Origin of the sequence: Stappia sp. WLB 29, assembly GCF_023507705.1 — a bacterium.
In the GTDB taxonomy this organism is placed as follows: domain Bacteria; phylum Pseudomonadota; class Alphaproteobacteria; order Rhizobiales; family Stappiaceae; genus Stappia.
On sequence record NZ_JALBGD010000004.1, the window covers coordinates 100,916 to 117,101 of the forward strand.

Consider the following 16,186-nt stretch of genomic DNA (forward strand, 5'->3'; position numbering starts at 1 on the left):
CATGCTGCTCGGCTGCATCGGCGATGATTTCACCGGCTCCTCGGATCTGGCCAACACGCTGGTCAAGGGCGGGATGGCGGTCACCCAGTATTGCGGCCTGCCGGAAGGCCCGGCCGCGCCCGGCGTCGAGGCCGGCGTCGTCGCGCTGAAGACCCGCAGCGTGCCGGTGGCCGAGGCGGTCGAACAGTCGCTGGCGGCGCTCGACTGGCTGCTGGCGCAGGGCTGCCGGCAGATCTTCTTCAAATATTGCTCGACCTTCGATTCGACGCCGCAAGGCAATATCGGCCCGGTGATCGATGCGCTGATGGACCGGCTTGGCGCGAAGACCGCTATCGTCTGCCCGGCCTTTCCCGGTACGGGCCGCACGCTCTACCAGGGACACCTTTTCGTCGGCGACCGGCTGCTCAGCGAGTCCGGCATGCAGGATCATCCGCTGACGCCGATGACCGATCCGGACATCCGCCGCTGGCTCTCGCTGCAGACGCCGCGCAAGGTCGGTCATGTCGCCTATGCCGAGGTCGCCAAGGGTGCCGAAGCCATCGCCGCCGCCCTTGCCCGCGAGCTTGCGGCCGGCGCCGGCCCGGTGGTCGTCGATGCGATCGCGGATGCGGATCTCCACGCCATCGGCGCGGCGGCGGAAGACTTGGTGCTGATCACCGGCGGCTCCGGCGTTGCGCTCGGCCTGCCGGAGAACTTCCGCCGTGCGGGAGAGCTTGCCGGCGGGAGCGACAGCTTTGTCGGGGTCGACGGGCCGGGCGTCGTGCTGTCGGGCTCCTGCTCTCGCGCGACCCGGGCGCAGGTGGCGCGCTACAAGGCGAACCACCCCTCGCTGGAAGTGACTGCCGACGATGTCATGTCCGGCAAGACCACCGTCGCGACCTTGCGCGCGTTCGTGCTGGAGAACCAGGACGCGGCGCCGCTGGTCTATTCTTCGGCCGATCCGGAAGAGGTGCGGCGCGCCCAGGGCGTCTATGGAACGGAGACGCTGGCGGGCGCCATCGAAACCCTGTTCGCCGATCTTGCCGGCGAGCTCGCAAGGTCCGGCATCCGCCGCATCGTGTCGGCTGGCGGCGAGACCTCGGGCGCGGTGGTGCGCGGGCTCGGCTGCGAGGCGCTGCGCATCGGGCCGGAGATCGATCCGGGCGTGCCGGCCCTGCGCGTCGAAGAGGCCGAACTGGCGCTGGCGCTGAAATCCGGCAATTTCGGCGGCGAGGACTTCTTCGAGCGCGCGCTGGCGATCTTGTCCGAAAAGGGGGCGGTATGAGCGAGGAAGCGCGGCTGCGCGAGCTTCTGTGCACGCTCGCCCGCTCCATGTTCGACCGCGGCCTGACGGGCGGCGCCTCGGGAAACGTCTCGCTGCGCCTCTCCGACGGCGGGTTGCTGGTCACGCCCACCGGCACCTCGCTCGGTCGCCTCGATCCCGGCCGCCTGTCGCGCTTCGATGCGCAGGGTCGGCATGTCGATGGCGACGCGCCGACCAAGGAAATGCCGCTGCATTCCGCGTTCTATGAAACGCGCGGCGCCAAGGCCGGGGCCATCGTCCACCTGCATTCCAGTCATTCGGTCGCCCTGTCGATGCTGCCGGAGGTCGATCCGGACAATGTGCTGCCGCCGCTCACGCCCTATTCGATCATGCGGCTCGGCAAGGTGAAGCTGCTGCCCTTCTTCCGTCCGGGCGATGCCGCCATGGGCGATGCGATCCGCGGGCTTGCCGGTCGTCGCAGCGCCGTGTTGCTGGCCAATCACGGTCCGGTGGTGGCGGCCAAGGATCTTGAGGCGGCCGTCTATGCCATGGAAGAGCTGGAGGAGACCGCCCGTCTCGCCCTCTTGCTGCGCGGGATGAACCCGCGTCTCCTGAGCGAGGGCGAGATCCGCTCGATTGTCGATCACTTCGATGTGGAATGGGACTGAGGCGCGATGATCGTGAACAAGACCTCCCTGCCGCTTTCGGCCAATCTCGGCTTCCTGTGGACGGATCTTGCGCTGCCGCAAGCCGTGCATGCGGCGGCCGCCGCCGGTTTCGGCGCGGTCGAGCTGCACTGGCCCTACGAGGTGCCGGCGGCCGAGCTTGCCGCCGCCCTCAAAGAGACCGGCCTGCCGGTGCTCGGGCTCAACACGGTGCGCGGCGATGTGGCGAAGGGCGAGTTCGGGCTCGCCGCTCTTGCCGGGCGCGAGGACGAGGCGCTTGCCGCCTTCACGCAGGCGCTCGACTACGCGGCGGCCATCGGCGCGGGCAATATCCATGTCATGGCCGGAAAGGCGGATGGGGAGGCCGCGCGCCGCACCTTTGTCGCCAATCTTCGCCGCTTCCGCGATCTCGCCGCGCCCAGGGGCGTGAGCCTGCTGCTGGAGCCGATCAACACCCGGGACGTGCCGGGCTACTTCCTGTCGGACTGCGAGAGCGCCGCTTCGATCATTGCGGAGTGCGGTGGCGAGGGCATCCGCATCATGTATGACTGCTATCACATGCAGATCATGCGCGGCGACCTGCTGCGCCAGGCCGAACGCTGGATGGACCTGATCGGCCACATCCAGTTCGCCGCCGTCCCCGACCGGGGCGAGCCGGGCCGGGGCGAGGTCGACTATGGCTGGCTGCTGCCGTCCCTGCGCGATGCCGGCTATCGCGGCCATTTCGGCGCGGAATACCGGCCGCGCGGCACGACCGGTGAGGGTCTCGGCTGGATGAAGGCTATCGCGGGCGCTTGAGGCGCTTGCGTATCCCTCAGCCGAGCTCCAGCGTCGTCGTCGCCAGTGTGCGAGCCGGATCGCCGCCCGGCACCCCGTTGCGGTACATGCGCGCGGTAGCGAACCCTTGCGTGAAGCCGGCCTGATCCAGCCATTCACCGAAGCCGTGCCCCGTGCCGGGCACGTCGAGATGCAGCTCCTCGCCGCCCGTCGCTTCGCCGAGGGCGGCAAGAAGGGCCGTCCCGTCCGCCAGCGTGTCGGCGAAGAGCGGCCCGATCTTCCACCCCTGAAGGCATTTTCGCGCGGTGCCGTAGCCGACGACGCGCCCGTCCCGCAGGGCCATGCGCGCGATGCGCGGGCCGGAAACCCAGGCGGAGAGGAAAGCCTCGCGTGGGGCCGGGAAGACAGCCGCATCGTAGGCGGAAAGACCGGCGTTGTCGGGGTCGGCCGGGACGATGCGGATGCCGGCCGGCGGGGTCGTCTCCGGCGCGTGTCCCGAAAAGCGCAAGGTGCGATAGGCGACGGCAAAACCCATGCGGCGGTAGTTGTCTTCCTGCGCCGGCACGCCGTCGAGGCCGATGCAGCGCTCGCCGAGCCTCGCCATGCCGGCATCCCAGACCTGGCGCCCCAGCCCCTTGCCGCGCAGGTCCGGCCGGCAGATGTAGAGCCCGATGAAGCCGAAGCTTGGCCCATAGGCGACGGCGGAAATGCCAGCCGCCATTTCGGTGCCGAGGAAGAGCCCCAGAAAGCCGCCGGGGTCGGCGGCATGGAAGGCCGGGGCATCGTCAAGGCCGGGATTCCAGCCTTCGCCGGCAGCCCAGTCGATCAGGAGAGGCAGTTCATCGGGGGCAAGGGCGCGCAGTGTCGGTTCGGTCATTCGGTCCCTGCCGGCATCGGAGCGAAGGAGGCCATGGCGCCGCTGTAGCGCTTGGGCGAGGGAGCAGCATAGGCGCCGCGCTTGGAGGTGAACAGCCCGAGCGCGGCAAGCGCCTCCGCCTGTTTCACCGCGGCGCTCACGCCGTCGATCACCGGCACGCCGAACTCGTCGGACAGGCGACGCGCAAGATCGGCCATGCCGGCGCAGCCGAGCACGATCGCCTCCGCGTGGTCGCAGGCGAGCGCCGCCCGGATCTCGCTCCGCAGCAACTCGCCGGATCCGGATGTCGGATCCTCCAGCGACAGCACGGGCATGCCGGCGGCCCGCACCTTCGCCCGGCCCGTCATGCCGTAGCGCGCAACGAGATCCTCGACCGGCACGCGCGCGGCCTCGGCCGTCGTCACCACGGTGAAGCGGCGGGCGACGAAGGCGGCGAGCGACAGCGCCGCCTCGCAGATGCCGAGCACGGGAATGCGCGCCATCGCCCGTGCCGCATCCAGCCCGGTATCGTCGAAACAGGCGATCACCGCCGCCCTTGCGCCACCCTGCTCGCCCTCGCGGATTTCCGCCAGCAGGCCCGGTACGGACAGGGCCTCGTCGTAATAGCCCTCGATGGAGGCGGGCCCGGCCTGCGAGGTCGCAGCGATGATGCGCGTGCCGGGCGCCACGACGGCCTTTGCTGCGGCCTCGATGGTGCGGGTCATCGAGGCCGTGCTGTTCGGGTTGACGATCAGGAGGTCCATTGTCAGCCGTCCGTCACGCCATGCCCTGGCCGCGGGCGCGGCGGCGGCCGAGCCAGAGGATGGCGCCCAGCGTTGCCACGATCACGAGGAAGGAGAACAGCGTCGTCACCGTGCCGAGCGCGTAGAGCACCGGCGTCGTGACATTGGTGGTCATGCCGTAGATCTCCAGCGGCAGGGTGTTGTAGGTGCCCGAGGTCATCAGCGAGCGCGCGAACTCGTCATAGGACAGGGTGAAGCCGAACAGGCCGACGCCGACCAGCATCGGCGCGATCATCGGCAGCAGCACATGCAGGAAGGTCTGCCAGGCGCTGGCGCCAAGGTCCCGGGCGGCTTCCTCATAGGCAGGCGAGAAGCGGTTGAACACGGCGAACATGATCAGCACGCCGAAGGGCAGCGTCCAGGTCAGGTGCGCGCCGAAGGCGGAGCTGTACCAGGCCGGCCGCAGGCCCACCTGCTGGAACATCACGCCGATGCCGAGCGAGACGATGATCGAGGGCACCACGAGGCTGGCGACCGAAAGATAGAACAGCGGCGTCGCGCCGAGGAAGCGGCGGCGGAAGGCGAGCCCCGCCAGCAGCGACACCACGACGGTGACCAGCATGACGCCGATGCCCAGCGTCAGCGAGCGGCGGAAGCTGCCGCCGAAATCGCCGACCGCCTGGCGCTCCGTCAGGTTGCGGAACCAGTGCAGCGAGGTGCCGTTGAGCGGGAAGGTCAGCCCGCCGTCCGGCCCCTGGAAGGACAGGATGACGATGGCCGACAGCGGCCCGTAGAGGAACACCACGAACAGCGCGAAGAACAGCGCCAGGATCCAGAATTCGAGGCCGCGGGTTTCGCTCATCTCACAGCTCCTTGCGGATGTCGACGACGCGCAGGATCGCGGCGACGAGCAGGAGGACGATGGCCAGCAGCACCACCGCATTGGCGGCGGCGGCCGGATATTGCAGCAAGGACATCTGGTTGCGCATCATCAGGGCAACCGAGGCGCTCTGCCCGCCCGACATCACCTGGACGGTGATGAAGTCGGCCATCACCAGCGTCACGACGAAGATCGTACCGATCGCCATGCCGGGCTTGGCCAGCGGCAGGATCACGTTGGTCAAAACCTGGAAGCTGGAGGCGCCGGCATCGCGTGCCGCCTCCACCAGGGCGCGGTCGATGCGCATCAACGTGTTGAAGATCGGCGTCACCATGAACAGCGTGTAGAGATGCACCATGGCCAGCACCACGGCGAAATCGGAATAGAGCAGCCATTCGATCGGGGCCGGCACGATGCCGAGGTCGACGAGCGCCGTGTTGACCAGCCCGTTGCGCCCCAGCACCGGGATCCACGAGATCATGCGGATGATGTTGGAGGTCAGGAACGGCACCGTGCAGATCAGGAACAGCACCATCTGCATGGTCTGGCTGCGCACGTGGAAGGCGAGGAAATAGGCGACCCAGAAGCCGATGACGAGGGTCAGGACCCAGACGATCGCGGCATATTTGAACGTGTTGAGATAGATCCGCCAGGTCACCGCCGAACCCAGCGTCTCGATGTAGTTGGTCAGCACGAAGTCGGGATAGAGCCGCGCGAAGTCGTAGTCCCAGAAGCTCACCGCGACGATCATCGCCAGTGGCGCCAGCAGGAAGGCGCCGAGGATCAGCGCCAGCGGGGCCGCCTGCAGATAGGCGGCGGCAGCCGTGCCGATGCGGGCAAGACGGCGGGCGGGCGGCGTTCCGTCCGGCGCGGCCTCGTGTGCGGCAGGCGGATTGGCGGCGGCGGTCATGCCTCGGCTCCTTGCGGATACTCGAAAAGGGGCGGGGAACCGCTCTCCCGGGCGGCTGGCCTTGCCGGGAGAGCGGAGCGGCGCGCGTCAGGCGGCGATGAACTCGTTCCAGCGGCGGACCATGTAGCGGTCCTCGTCCATCACCGAGTTCCAGCAGGCGACCTTGCCCATGCGCTCGGTGAAGGAGCCGCCGTCGCGCACGGCGCCGGCCTTTTCCATCACCTTGCCGTCCGGCGACAGGATGTCGCCCGCCGCCGGCTTGCCCTCGACCCAGAAGCTCCACTCGTCCTCGGACATGTACTCCTTCGCCGTCTCCATGGCGGCGGAGTAGTAGCCCTGGCGGTTGAGATAGGCGCCGACCCAGCCGGACAGGTACCAGTCGATATACTCGTAGGCCGCGTCGAGCTTGGCGCCGGAAAGATGCTTGGCAAGGCCGATGCCGCCGCCCCAGGCGCGGTAGCCTTCCTTGAGCGGCTGGTAGACGCAAGGGATGCCGCGCGAGCGCACGGCGGCGACCGCCGGCGACCACATCGACTGGATCACCACCTCGCCCGAGGCCATCAGGTTGACGCTCTCGTCGAAGGACTTCCAGAAGGCGCGGAACTGGCCGTCCTTCTTGGCCTTGATGAGGAAGTCGATGGTCTTGTCGATTTCCTCCTGGGTCATGTTGCCCTTGTCGGCATATTCGATCTCGCCCAACGCTTCCATGATCATGGCTGCGTCCATGATGCCGATGGAGGGGATGTTGAGGATCGAGGTCTTGCCCTTGAAGGCCGGGTCCATGATGTCGGCCCAGCTGGTGATCTCGCGGCCGACCAGATCCGGGCGGATGCCCAGCGTGTCGGCGTTGTAGATCGTCGGCACCATGGTCAGCCAGTCGGTCGGGGCGCTGGCGAAGGTGGTGGACTCCTTGCCGTCGACGAAGCCGACCGTGTGCGGTGCCGTGCCTTGCGCGATGACGCTGTCCGGGGCCAGCTTGCCGTCGATGAACAGCGGCACGATCTTGTCGTAATACTTCAGCCGCGAGACCTCCATCGGCTGCATGACGCCGGCCGGGAACACCTTCTTGGCGATCCAGTACTCGATGTCGGCGATGTCGTAGCTGTCCGGCTGGGTGACGGCGCGCTGGGCGGCGGCGTCGGAATCGGTCGCCGTCATTTCCAGCGTGATGCCGAGGTCTTCCTTGCACTTCTCGGCGATGGCGTTGAGGTTCGACACGCCGGTGCCGAACTGGCGCAGGGTGATCGGGTTCTGCGCCCAGATGGTCGGAAAGCCGGTGATGGCCCCGCTGCCGGCGGCAAGGCCTGCGGCGGCCGCGCCGGTCTTCAGCAGTGTGCGGCGGGAGAGCCCGCCGGTGCCGGCGGCGGTCTTGCTGGTCGATGTCGTCGTCATTGTCATTTCCCCTCTTTGTGGTGGTCGGCCTTGGTTTTTCAGGAAGCGAGACGGCCGAGGACGATGGCGTCCTCCCGGTTCCACGCGAGCGGCGCCGCATCGCCGACCTTCACGGGCGCGGCGAAGAAGTCGGTGTCGCTGACGATTGCTGTGAAGTCGTCCACCCCGGCTCCGGCAACGGTGAGCTTCACCGACGAGCCGCGATACTCGATGTTCTCGACGACGCCGGTGAAGCCGAGGCCGGGCGCGGAGGCCGGGCCGATCCGCACCCGGTCGGTGCGCACGGCGATGTCGATGGGCGCGTCCGCGTCCTGCGGCGTGCCTAGGGCGGAAAACAGCCCGCCGCCGGCAGGGGCGATGGCCACGCCGCGCTCGTCGCGGTCCGCAAGGCGCCCGGAGATCACGTTGTGGTCGCCCATGAAGCGCGCGACGAAGGCGGTGGCGGGCCGCTCGAACACCTCGCGCGGCGCCGCCGCCTGCTCGATCCGGCCGGCATTCATCACCACGATCACGTCGGCGAGCGCCATCGCCTCCTCCTGGGAGTGGGTGACATGCACGAAGGTGATGCCGAGCGAGGCCTGCAGCCGCTTCAGCTCGGCGCGCATCTTCACCTTCAGGAAGGGGTCGAGCGCCGACAGCGGCTCGTCGAGCAGCAGGGCCTGCGGATCGGTGATCAAGGCGCGGGCGAGCGCCACGCGCTGCTGCTGGCCGCCGGACAGCTGCGCCGGCCGGCGCGCGGCATAGGGCTCCATATGCACCAGCTGCAGCATGTCCAGCGCCCGGCGCCGTCGCTCGTCCTTCGCCACGCCCTTCATCTTCAGGCTGAAGGCGACATTGTCGGTGACGTCGAGATGCGGAAACAGCGCGTAGGACTGGAACATCATCGAGGTGCCGCGCCGCGCCGGCGGCAGGTCGGTCACCACCTGGTTGCCGAGCCGCACGTCGCCTCCCGAGATGCTTTCGTGGCCGGCGATCATCCGCAGCGTCGTGCTCTTGCCGCAGCCCGACGGCCCCAGCAGGCAGCAATAGCTCCCGGCCGGGATCTTCAGGCTGATCGCATGCACGGCCGTGGTCGACCCGTAGACCTTGGTGACGGAGGCAATGTCGATGGCGGCAGCCTTGCTCATATGCGTTCCCCTCTGACCTGCATGCTGCAATGCATCATGTATGCCAGTCGCAGCGCGTGGATGCTTCGTCAGGAATCCCAAGGGGTTCGGCAAACACCGCAGCAGCCCGCAAAAGCGGCATCGTGCTGCGCTGCACAGTTTCTGTGCGATTGTCTGCAAAGCGTGAAAAGATTGTATGCAATCTAGTCGGGGGATCGTGTGCGGTCCCTGTGCGCGGCGCGTGAAACGCGCTACAACGACGGCAGGGAATCATATGCCATGACTGTCCACGATCACGCCGCCGCGGGCGGCCCGCTTTCCGACGACCGTGCCGGTGCCATCCGCGACCGGCTGCGGCTGGCCATTGTCGGCCGCAAGCTGGCGCCCGGCACCAAGCTGTCGGAGGCGGAGGTCGGCGCCCTGTTCGAGGTCAGCCGCACGGTCGTGCGCGCGGCGCTGCAGATGCTGGCCTTCGAGGGGCTGGTGCGCAGCGAGCGCAATCGCGGTGCCTTCGTCGCCAATCCCTCGCCCGACGAGGCGCGGCAGATCTTCGCCTCCCGCCGCCTGATCGAGCCGGGCATCGCCCGCGAGGCCTGCGCCCGCGTCGATGCGGGCGCGCTGGAGCGTTTCGCAGCGCTGATCGCCGAGGAGGCGAGCCAGATCGCATCAGCCGGACCGCAGGCCCGCCAGGCCGAGATCAAGGCATCCGGCGACTTCCATCTGCTGCTGGCCGAGGTGGCGGGCAACGCCATCCTGCACCGCTTCATGGAGGAGCTGGTGGCCCGCTCCTCGCTGGTCATCGCGCTCTATGGTCGCTCGGATGCTTCCAGCTGCGCCCATGCCGAGCATCGCGGCATCCTCGACGCGCTGGCCGCGGGCGATGCGAACCGGCTCGCCCGGCTGGTCGGCGAGCATATCGACCATATCGAGGCCGACCTCGATCTTGCCCCGCAGGGCCGCGCCCCGGCGCTCAAGGACGCGCTCGGGCTTTAGGGTGTCTGCCTGAGCTTCGTCTCGCGCGCCTCGACCGCCCGCTCCGCCTCGAACATGTAATCCCGGGTGATCGGCACCGTGTCGATCCGCTTTGCCAGCTGCAGCTGGAACACCATGTTGGTGCGCCGCCGGAAGCCGACCTCGCACAGCGCCAGATAGAACTCCCACATCCGCAGGAAGCGTGCGTCGTAGATCCTCAGCACTTCCTCGCTGCGGGCCAGGAACCGCTCGCGCCAATGGCGCAGCGTCTCCGCATAGTGCAGGCGCAGGATCTCCAGATCGGTGGCATAGAGCCCCGTCTTCTCCACCTGCGTGAACACTTCCGACATCGAGGGCAGGTCGGCGCCGGGAAAAATATACTTGCGGATGAAGGGGTTGATCGGGCCGGGCACGTCCGAATAGCCGATGGCGTGGATCAGCGCGACGCCGTCCGGGGCAAGCAGCTCGCGCAGCTTGGAGAAATATTCGAGATAGTGCCGCTTGCCGACATGCTCGAACATGCCGACCGAGACGATCCGGTCGAAGGGGCCCTGCTGCTCGCGGTAGTCCCGCAGGTGGAACGTCACCCGGCTGCCGGCCGGCGAGCGGGCAGCGCGCGCGCTCGCATGGGCATACTGCTCCTCGCTCAGCGTCACGCCGGTCACCTCGGCTCCGTGCTCCTCGGCAAGGTAGAGCGCCAGCCCGCCCCAGCCCGAGCCGATGTCGAGAACCTTCAGGCCCGGCCGGTCGAGCATCAGCTTGGCCGCGATATGTCGCTTCTTGTGGAGCTGCGCCTCTTCCAGCGTGTCCTCGGGTGAGCGGAAATAGGCGCAGGAATACTGGCGGTCGCTGTCGAGGAAGAGGTCGTAGAGTGCCGGCGACAGGTCGTAGTGATGGGCGACGTTGCGCTGGGCACGGCCCATCGGATTGGACTGTTTCAGCCGCGCGGTCGCCCGCTCCAGCAACGACATCCAGGGATGGCCGGCCTCCGTGCCGTAGTTGCGGGCAACAAGATCCAGCACGTCGTAGAGCCTGCCGTCGTCGACCGACAGGCTGCCGTCCATATAGGCTTCGCCGATGCCGAGCGCGGGGTTGCGGATCAGCTGCCAGTCGGAGGCCTGGGGCGACAGGCGGACGGTCGCGACCGGCGGTGAGCCGTCGCCGAGAAGATGGCGGCGGCCGGCCCTGTCGATCACGGCAAGGCCGCCGCGGCGGAGAATGGTACGAAGGATGCGCAGGAAAATCATGGGTGGGGCTCGCGCTCATGTGGGTCCGGGTCGGGCCGCCGGGGAGGCGGTCCACATGCACAGGCGAGCGGCGGGAGCACCCGCCGCAGGGCGAGCCTAGCACGCTATCGTTGCAGAGCGAAAGACGGCCTTTGCCACCCTAGAAACTGGGCGGCGTGCAGGCGCTGACGACGATGCAGGGCTCCGGTCCGACGGCGCGGAAGCGGTGCGGCTCGGTGCTGTCGAAGGCATAGGCATCGCCCGGCCCCAGGATCTTGCGCTGATCGCCGACCGTGACCTCCAACCGGCCGGAAATGACCACGCCGCCTTCTTCCCCGTCATGCGACAGCGGCGCGCGCCCGGTATCGGCACCGGGCTCGTAGCGCTCGTGCAGGATCTGTAGCCGCCGGCCGAACAGGTTACCTCCGACCTGGCGATAGGAGATCCGTCCCTTGCCGATTTCCTTGAGCTCCTCGCCCTGGAAGAACACCTGGCGCTCGGCGCCGGGCTCATAGGCGAAGAAGTCGGTGAGGCTGACCGGGATGCCGTCGAGCACCCGCTTCAGCGCGCCGACGGACGGGTTCATGCGTCCGGACTCGATCAGCGAGATCGTCGCATTGGTGACGCCGGCCCGCTTGGCCAGGGTGCGCTGGGACAGCCCGTGCGCGGCGCGCAGGGCCCGCAGCCGGCCGCCGATGTCCAGTTCCGCATCGCCGCCGTTGGACATGTTAAAGATCCTCAACGTTTTCTCATTCGATCAAGTAAAAACAAGAGCTTGCGAAAATCAAGAAACAGACTGTTTCAGGATGGAAAAAGAGCGCAGGCTACGGCTTGATAAAAAATCCGCCAGAGAGGCTGCCATGGACATGCTGGACGACACGCCCCGGAGCAAGAGCAATCGCAAGCTCGACGCCTACTGGATGCCCTTCACCGCCAACCGCCAGTTCAAGGCGTCGCCGCGCATGCTGGTCGGCGCCAAGGGCCTGCACTACACCAGCGACGACGGGCGCGAGATCCTCGACGGCACCGCCGGCCTGTGGTGCTGCAATGCCGGCCATGGCCACACCGAGATTGCCGATGCGGTGCATCGCCAGCTGCTCGAGATGGACTACGCGCCGTCCTTCCAGATGGGGCATCCGCTGGCATTCGAGTTCGCCGAGCGGCTCAAGGACCTGGCGCCGGACGGCTTCGAGCATGTGTTCTTCACCGGGTCGGGCTCGGAGTCCGTCGACACGGCACTGAAGATCGCGCTGGCCTGGCACCGGGCCCGCGGCGAGGGCTCGCGCACCCGCCTGATCGGCCGCGAGCGCGGCTATCACGGCGTCGGCTTCGGCGGCATCTCCGTCGGCGGCCTCGTCAACAACCGCCGCCATTTCGGCACGCTGCTCACCGGCGTCGACCATCTGCCGCACACTCATGCGCCGGAGCACAACGCCTTCTCTCGCGGTCAGCCGGAATGGGGCGCGCATCTCGCCGACGATCTGGAGCGTCTCGTCGGCCTGCACGGCGCGGAGACCATCGCCGCCGTGATCGTCGAGCCGGTCGCCGGCTCCACCGGCGTCTTGGTGCCGCCGAAGGGCTACCTGCAGCGCCTGCGCGAGATCTGCGACAAGCATGGCATCCTGCTGATCTTCGACGAGGTGATCACCGGGTTCGGCCGTCTCGGCACGCCCTTCGCCTCGCAGTTCTTCGGCGTCATGCCGGACATCTTCACCACGGCCAAGGGCCTGACCAACGGCGCGGTGCCGATGGGCGCGGTCTTCACGACCGACCGCATCCACGATGCCTTCATGAACGGGCCGGAAGGCACGATCGAGCTGTTCCACGGCTACACCTATTCGGGCCACCCGATCGCCTGTGCCGCCGGCCTTGCCACGCTCGACATCTACGAGCGCGACGGGCTGCTGACCCGCGCCGCCTCCATCGCCCCGGTCTGGGAAGAGGCGCTGCACGGGCTGAAGGACGCGCCGCATGTGGTCGACATCCGCAATCTCGGCCTGATCGGCGGCATCGAGCTCGCCTCGCGCCCCGGCGCGCCAGGCGCCCGCGCCTACGACGTGTTCACTGCCTGCTTCCAGGAAGGCTGCATGATCCGCGTCACCGGCGACGTCATCGCCATGTCGCCGCCGCTCTCCATCGGCGAGGCGGAGATCGCCCAGCTGATCGGCACCTTGCGCAAGGTGCTCGAGCGTACCGAGTAGAACGCGGCGCGCTCGCCCTTACGGTGTGGCAGCCGGCCCGGGCATCTCGTCCGGGCCGCCCGCCTCCACCCATAGCCGCGCCAGCTTGTCCGGGTTGCGTAGCACGTAGACCGCCTGTACCCGGCCGTCGGCGACCTCCACGGCCGTCGCCTGCCGGGTGCCGTCGGCCTCCAGCGTCAACTCTCCGGGGAGGCCGCCCAGCAGCACCCGGCATCGCCAGGCCGGCGTGCTGCCGAATTTGCGCGCGACGCCGGCGAGGAACTTCGCGACGCGCAGCGCGCCGCTGATCAGGTTGCGCGCGGCGATCTTCTGCCCGCCGCCGTCCGAATGCAGCACGGCGCCCTCGGCCAGCAGCCGGCTCAACCCCTCCACATCGTCCTGCCGGGCCGCGTTCAGGAAGGCGGTCGCCACGGCCTCGTGCTCGCGCGCATCGACGGAAAAGCGCGGCCGCGCCTTGCGGATGTTGTCGCGGGCCCGGCTGGCGAGCTGCCGGCAGGCGGCCTCGCTCCGGCCCAGCATTTCGGCGATCTCGCCGAAGCCCATGTCGAAGACGTCGTGCAGCAGGAACGCCGCCCGTTCCAGCGGCGACAGCCGTTCCAGCGCCAGCATCAGGGCGAAGGAAATGTCGGAGGCGAGGGTCTCTTCCACCGGCCCGGCAGGCGCGCCGCCGGCCGCGCCGAGCAGCGGCTCGGGCAGCCAGGGACCGTCATAGGCCGCCTGTTCGCGCCGGCGCCGGCGCAGCCGGTCGAGGCACAGCCGGGTGACCACGGTGGAAAGGAACGCCTCCGGATCTTCCACTTTGCTGCGGTCCGTGCGCTGCCAGCGCAGCCAGGCGTCCTGGACCGCATCCTCGGCGTCGGCACGAAGGCCGGTCATGCGGTAGGCGAGGCCGGTCAGCCGGCCCCGCACCTTCTCGAACGTGTCTACCGCGTCGTTCGCGGCGTCATGCTGCATCGGCCTTGCCCGCTCCCTTTTCCGCCTTCGGGTGCTCGCTGCGGAAGCCGACCGCCAGCCGGTTCCAGGCGTTGATGGCGCAGATCAGCATCGACAGTTGTACCCGCTCCGCCTCGCTGAACTGCTCGGCAATGCCGGCGTAATCCTCGTCCGGCGCGCCGGTCTGCGCAAGCAGGGTCAGCGCCTCGGTCCAGGCGAGCGCGGCCCGCTCGCGCGGCGAGTAGAGCGAGGATTCGCGCCAGGCCGGCAGCAGGTCGAGCCGGGTCTGGTCCATGCCGCCGGCCCGCGCGTCGCGCGAATGCATGTGGAGGCAGTAGGCGCAGCCGTTGATCTGCGAGGCGCGCAGCTTCACCAGCTCGACGAGCTCGTGTTCCAGCGTGCCGCCGCGCGCGGTCGCGTCGAGCGCGAGCATCGGCTTCAGCATGTCGGGGGCGATCCTGAAATAGTCGAGACGGGCAGTCATGGGAAACTCCGTTGCGTTGGTGTCGCTCCTGAGACGCTCGGGGCCCGCCCGCTGTGACATGGACGCGCAAAAAAATCCGTCCCCGCGTGCGGGCGCAGGTTTCCGCTGCGTCCGCGCGTCCTGTCCCCGCCTCCGGCCTTTGGCAGAAATTGAGACGGATTTTGCAAAATTCCGTCTCGAAATCGCGAAATTTCGGCGCGCGCCTCTCGAAATCGCCGAACCATCGCCTCCTGGCCGTCGATCCGAATTCGGATCGAGTGAAGGCCGATTTGCGCGTCCGCGCGCGTGCGGCATGGGCCGGCGATCAGGAAATATGATGTCAGACAAGCGGAGGATCAGATGGCCGGGGAGAGGGGCGAGGGCCTGCGATGCCCGGCCGGGAAGTGGGGGGCGAGGGGCTACGATGCCCGGCCGGGAAGGGGGACGAGAGCCTGCGATGCCAGGCCGGGAGGCGGGGGGCGAGGGGCTGCGATGTCCGGCCGGGAAGTGGGGGGCGAGGGCCTGCGATGCCCGGCCGGGAGGCGGGGGGCGAGGGGCTGCGATGTCCGGCCGGGAAGTGGGGGGCGAGGGCCGGCGATGCCCGGTCGGGAAGTGGGGGGCGGGGGCCTGCGATGCCAGGCCGGGAGGCGGGGGGCGGGGGCCTGCGATGCCAGGCCGGGAGGCGGGGCGGATGATTGGAAAAATACGATGTCAGACAAGCATGGATCCGAGTTGACCGAACTGGTGGGGACGGTTGCCCGGACTGGCGGGGGATTGTGTCTCGGAGCGGTGGGGGATTAGTGCCCCGTCCGGGTCATTTCCGTGCGCATCCGGCTGGAATCGCCCCAGGTCGACAGCCAGATCATCAGCTCGGTCAGACCACTGACGAGCGGCAGCAGCAGCGCGTGGGCGAGGTCCCGCCCCTGCTGGCGGCTCTCGGCCTCGCGCAGATGCGCCAGTTCCTCGTGCTGGATCGAGGCGATGAGGGCGTGGAGCTGCGGGTCGTGGTCGGCAAGGAAGGCGAGCTGGTCCTCCAGGTGGCGGTGGACGGTGCTTTCCACCGCCTCGGTGCAGATCCAGACCGTGTTCCGCCCGCCGAGCGCGGTCAGGGCGCCGAGCACATAGCCGCCGAGGCTCCACAGCGACATGATGCGGCAAGGCCGGGCGCCTCTTGCGGGCATCGCCTCGTGAAACAGGCGGCAATGATCGATCTCGTCGGCGCGCATCTCTTCCAGAGCCGGCACGATGTCGGGATAGAGGCGCCGGGCGACCGCGATCTGGGCTCCGTAGATCCGGATGGCGCCGAACTCGCCCGCGTGGGTGACCTTGAGAATGCGGCGGACGGTGAGCTGCGGGTCACGGCCACCAGGCGATCCGATCGGCGATCCGATGGGCGATTCAGCTGGCAGACTGCTCGTCATCGATGTCGCTCGCCCCTTTTCGCCGGTACACCCGCAAACCCATACAGAAAGCGCGCCGGCGCGTCATCAGGAGGGGAGGCGCAGGCGATCGGATGCAAGAGCCTTCTCCCCGCAGCAAAACACATCAATACCCGGCGCCGCAGGCGGGACCGCGACACCGGGTGCCGTAGCCGCGATGGGGTACGGTGTGCCGGCCCCGGCTTCGACGCGGCGACTGTCTCGCTGATCGCCGACCCGGATGCGGCGCTCAACCGCCACATGGCGGAGGCGTGCTCGGCCGCTTCCGCTTCGAGACGACCGCAACGCCGTTGAACATCAACCCGCGCACTTCCGGCACGACGGTCTTCAGCATCCTGTCGTTCCTGAACAGCGGCTCCAACTCGGTGAGGCTGGTGTAG

17 protein-coding genes are annotated in these 16,186 nt (G+C 68.4%); 6 read left to right on the forward strand and 11 right to left on the reverse strand.

Annotated elements, in window-relative coordinates:
* The first annotated feature begins 1 nt into the window (after window position 1).
* From otnK to MNI96_RS09255, 3 genes are read left to right on the forward strand one after another with little or no spacing between them, the layout of a single operon-like run.
* A complete protein-coding gene (gene otnK, locus MNI96_RS09245) occupies window positions 2-1,264 on the forward strand; it encodes a 3-oxo-tetronate kinase (protein WP_249692410.1) in 1,263 nt (420 codons plus the stop codon).
* Complete coding sequence (gene otnC, locus MNI96_RS09250; protein ID WP_249692412.1) at window positions 1,261-1,911, forward strand: 3-oxo-tetronate 4-phosphate decarboxylase; 651 nt, start codon at window positions 1,261-1,263, stop codon at window positions 1,909-1,911. The genes otnK and otnC overlap by 4 nt, the downstream gene beginning before the upstream one ends.
* A 6-nt stretch (window positions 1,912-1,917) precedes the next feature.
* A complete protein-coding gene (locus MNI96_RS09255) occupies window positions 1,918-2,706 on the forward strand; it encodes a hydroxypyruvate isomerase family protein (RefSeq protein WP_249692414.1) in 789 nt (262 codons plus the stop codon).
* 16 nt (window positions 2,707-2,722) lie between these two features.
* Here MNI96_RS09255 and MNI96_RS09260 read toward each other — a convergent pair whose 3' ends face one another.
* The 6 genes from MNI96_RS09260 to MNI96_RS09285 all read right to left on the reverse strand — a co-directional run bounded on the left by MNI96_RS09260 (window position 2,723) and on the right by MNI96_RS09285 (window position 8,593).
* Entirely contained in the window at window positions 2,723-3,562 is an 840-nt protein-coding gene (locus tag MNI96_RS09260) for a GNAT family N-acetyltransferase (protein WP_249692418.1), read from the reverse strand.
* On the reverse strand, window positions 3,559-4,305 hold the full coding sequence (locus tag MNI96_RS09265; RefSeq protein ID WP_249692420.1) for an aspartate/glutamate racemase family protein: 747 nt from the start codon (window positions 4,303-4,305) through the stop codon (window positions 3,559-3,561). The genes MNI96_RS09260 and MNI96_RS09265 overlap by 4 nt, the downstream gene beginning before the upstream one ends.
* A gap of 13 nt (window positions 4,306-4,318) precedes the next feature.
* Window positions 4,319-5,146: an ABC transporter permease gene (locus MNI96_RS09270; protein WP_249692422.1), complete on the reverse strand. Its 828-nt coding sequence runs from the start codon at window positions 5,144-5,146 to the stop codon at window positions 4,319-4,321.
* Between the two features lies 1 nt (window position 5,147).
* Window positions 5,148-6,074: an ABC transporter permease gene (locus tag MNI96_RS09275; RefSeq protein WP_249692424.1), complete on the reverse strand. Its 927-nt coding sequence runs from the start codon at window positions 6,072-6,074 to the stop codon at window positions 5,148-5,150.
* A gap of 87 nt (window positions 6,075-6,161) precedes the next feature.
* Entirely contained in the window at window positions 6,162-7,466 is a 1,305-nt protein-coding gene (locus MNI96_RS09280; protein WP_249692426.1) for an ABC transporter substrate-binding protein, read from the reverse strand.
* Window positions 7,467-7,504: 38 nt separating this feature from the next.
* Window positions 7,505-8,593 carry an ABC transporter ATP-binding protein gene (locus MNI96_RS09285; RefSeq protein WP_249692428.1) on the reverse strand — a complete coding sequence of 363 codons (1,089 nt, stop codon included), beginning with the start codon at window positions 8,591-8,593 and terminating at the stop codon, window positions 7,505-7,507.
* Between the two features lie 258 nt (window positions 8,594-8,851).
* On the opposite strand from MNI96_RS09285, the gene MNI96_RS09290 reads away from it, so the two are divergent.
* Window positions 8,852-9,565 carry a GntR family transcriptional regulator gene (locus MNI96_RS09290; RefSeq protein ID WP_249692430.1) on the forward strand — a complete coding sequence of 238 codons (714 nt, stop codon included), beginning with the start codon at window positions 8,852-8,854 and terminating at the stop codon, window positions 9,563-9,565.
* Here the strand turns inward: MNI96_RS09290 and MNI96_RS09295 are convergent.
* The gene (locus MNI96_RS09295; protein WP_249692431.1) at window positions 9,562-10,791 is read right to left on the reverse strand and encodes an SAM-dependent methyltransferase; all 1,230 of its coding nucleotides are present in this window, start codon (window positions 10,789-10,791) and stop codon (window positions 9,562-9,564) included. The two genes, MNI96_RS09290 and MNI96_RS09295, sit on opposite strands and share 4 nt — an antisense overlap.
* A gap of 139 nt (window positions 10,792-10,930) precedes the next feature.
* Window positions 10,931-11,497, reverse strand: a complete 567-nt coding sequence (locus tag MNI96_RS09300) for a cupin domain-containing protein (protein ID WP_249692433.1) — start codon at window positions 11,495-11,497, stop codon at window positions 10,931-10,933.
* A gap of 139 nt (window positions 11,498-11,636) precedes the next feature.
* On the opposite strand from MNI96_RS09300, the gene aptA reads away from it, so the two are divergent.
* Window positions 11,637-12,971, forward strand: coding sequence for an omega-aminotransferase AptA (aptA, locus tag MNI96_RS09305; RefSeq protein WP_502960327.1), 1,335 nt, complete (start codon window positions 11,637-11,639; stop codon window positions 12,969-12,971).
* Window positions 12,972-12,989: 18 nt separating this feature from the next.
* On the opposite strand, the gene sigJ is transcribed toward aptA, so the two are convergent.
* The 3 genes from sigJ to MNI96_RS09320 all read right to left on the reverse strand — a co-directional run bounded on the left by sigJ (window position 12,990) and on the right by MNI96_RS09320 (window position 15,788).
* On the reverse strand, window positions 12,990-13,925 hold the full coding sequence (gene sigJ / locus MNI96_RS09310; protein ID WP_249692435.1) for an RNA polymerase sigma factor SigJ: 936 nt from the start codon (window positions 13,923-13,925) through the stop codon (window positions 12,990-12,992).
* A complete protein-coding gene (locus MNI96_RS09315) occupies window positions 13,915-14,388 on the reverse strand; it encodes a carboxymuconolactone decarboxylase family protein (protein ID WP_249692436.1) in 474 nt (157 codons plus the stop codon). Before MNI96_RS09315 ends, sigJ begins: the two co-directional genes overlap by 11 nt.
* A gap of 776 nt (window positions 14,389-15,164) precedes the next feature.
* Window positions 15,165-15,788 carry a demethoxyubiquinone hydroxylase family protein gene (locus MNI96_RS09320; protein WP_249692437.1) on the reverse strand — a complete coding sequence of 208 codons (624 nt, stop codon included), beginning with the start codon at window positions 15,786-15,788 and terminating at the stop codon, window positions 15,165-15,167.
* A gap of 269 nt (window positions 15,789-16,057) precedes the next feature.
* Here MNI96_RS09320 and MNI96_RS21855 point away from each other — a divergent pair, with 269 nt between their 5' ends.
* The gene (locus MNI96_RS21855) at window positions 16,058-16,186 is read left to right on the forward strand and encodes a hypothetical protein (protein ID WP_283776413.1); all 129 of its coding nucleotides are present in this window, start codon (window positions 16,058-16,060) and stop codon (window positions 16,184-16,186) included.